Source organism: Aquabacterium sp., from assembly GCF_021768455.1.
In the GTDB taxonomy this organism is placed as follows: Bacteria; Pseudomonadota; Gammaproteobacteria; order Burkholderiales; family Burkholderiaceae_C; genus Aquabacterium.
In genome coordinates, this window is the sequence record NZ_JAIZVX010000271.1 from 1 (window position 1) to 2,137 (window position 2,137).

1 protein-coding gene and 1 pseudogene are annotated in these 2,137 nt (G+C 46.4%); both read right to left on the reverse strand.

Going from position 1 to position 2,137, the window contains the following annotated elements:
* Nucleotides 1–497: 497 nt before the first annotated feature.
* Nucleotides 498–800 (reverse strand): hypothetical protein, encoded by a 303-nt coding sequence (locus QZ994_RS19625; RefSeq protein WP_290877716.1) that lies wholly within the window; start codon nucleotides 798–800, stop codon nucleotides 498–500.
* Nucleotides 797–2,137, reverse strand: a pseudogene (locus tag QZ994_RS19630) (hypothetical protein); the annotation flags it as partial. The pseudogene QZ994_RS19630 and the gene QZ994_RS19625, both read right to left, overlap by 4 nt.

Sequence of the window (2,137 nt, forward strand, 5' to 3'; positions counted from 1 at the left end):
GGATAACTATTCATCGAGCTTTATCCCCAACTCTTAGGTCATAGTCGAAGCCAGTTGACCTGGCAGCCAACTAGGAACGTCAGTCACCGAGAAGGTTTTCGAAGCCGACAGAGGACCATACTCCAGCATGTTGCCCAGAGTCTGAGCATCCCAGATGGCAAAGTGAGTCACAGTGACTGCACTGGTTTCGACACCCGGATAGGTAATCGTTGCCGAGTTACTGGTTTGACCAGCAGTAGTTTGAGCAGCAAAGGTAGCTGCCTGTCGTGCATACCAAGCTGCCGAGATCTCAGTACCCGCAGTGCCATTGGGAGTAGGGTCCGAGGTATGCAGCGAGACATACACGGTCGTAGGAGAGGTGTAAGCCACATTACGCAGTACGTGATCAGTGATCTTACCGCGCAGATAATTAGATGCTGGCATAGGTAATCCTTTAAATAATGATTAAATATTAGGAGTCTTTGCCAGATAGGCAAATGCCCTACATAATACCCGATTCAATCTTTTGGTCGGGAATCTTTTACTGCTTGGATTCGGTTATAGATATCCTCTGCTTCACCCGATAAAAGGTTATTAGCAGCTAGCAATTTCCAGATAGCACCAAGCTGTTCTGCCATTGGTGGATAATCCATAATCCGCAGTTCTTTATATGTTGTTTCCAGTTCAGCTGGTTTACGGGGATCTGTAGGAGCAATGATCTCCACAGTAGCTCCACCAAAGACTGGGATATCAACACCTTCTTCAGATACTCCCCGTTGTAATACAGAGCCATCTGGAGCAATCAGTAAGTAATGTCTCATCGTTTAGCTCCAGAGCAGATAATGATTGGTTGACGATAATTGAATGCCTTATTGGAGCCAGGATCACTAGATGCAGGAAGGTTCATACAACGCATGGTGTAGGTATTGGTACCTGTAGCTGGCGAACGATCATGGAAAGCGCCTTGTGCTGTCTGCCACCATCCACCACTCAAGGAAGTACCAGTGTCATAGATCGCTGAGCCATTTCTCAGAATCTGCATATGAGCAGAACAGTTTTGATCTGAATACAGTGCAGCAGAGATCGTGATGATGACTCCAAGATTTCCTGAAGTACCCACATCGATATTGCATGCAGCCACATCCACTTGCCCACTACCGGGACAAGTACCTGATGCACCTTGAGCAGAGCTATTGGCAGTGATAGCACCGCCAGCTACGTTCAGTGTGTTAACAATATTGGCTGCTGTAAGGGTAGTAACTCCATTGACGATATTGAGTCCTGGGGTATACAGATCCCCATTCGTGGTGAGTTGGAAGTACTTCCCATCATTACCATTACCCAGCAGAAGACCACCGGGACCAAGGTAGAACCCAGTCAAACCAGAAGCAGGCCATGTATAACCAGTGAACGAACCACCAGTAATGGTGGTGACATTGATATACGTAGCCTTGAGCTTGCCATTCTCAACCACCACATTCCCTGACTCATCTCTGAGCTTAGAGAAGGTCAGTTGATTGATCATGGCTTCATCAATGTAGGTACTACTACCACTGATGATGAATGGTTTCTTCTTATTGGCTAGGGTCTTACCTACCCAGAAGGTATCTACATCAAAGCCAGCTTCAATGGACGTGCCATCGTTATAGACACCGAAGCCACCAACCAATCCATTAACAGATACCTTAGCTGTGTACAGAGCACCAAGAGAACTGATCTTTCCATTAGCAGAATTGATACTGGTGGATAGAGAAGTCTGTACCGATGCAATGTTCCCATTCAGAGTGGATTGAGCAGTAGTAATCTGGTTTGCCAAAGCAGTGTCAGCTGCTGTACGTGCAGTAGTCTCTGTCTGAACCAATGCAGCTGCTGTAGCTGCCGTAGCAGCATTTACAGTCGTGATCTGCTTAGCTAGGGCTGTATCAGCATCAGTCCTAGCTGTTGCTTCAGACAAAATTGCTGCTGCATTCTTAGTGTTCAGTGCAGTAACAGTATTGAGTTGGGTACTGAGTGCAGTATCTCCATCAATACGAGAAGTACGCTCATCAACAATCGCTGCAAGATTGTCTTTGTTAGCTACAGCTACCACATTAAGCTGTGAAGCTAAGAGTGAGTCATTCTCTACTCGGGTAGTGATCTCTGTATTGATGTAAGCCAT

Bases quoted from the DNA above. Each gene is read 5' to 3' on its own strand.
- QZ994_RS19625 (WP_290877716.1), bottom strand. From the start codon at position 800: ATGAGACATTACTTACTGATTGCTCCAGATGGCTCTGTATTACAACGG.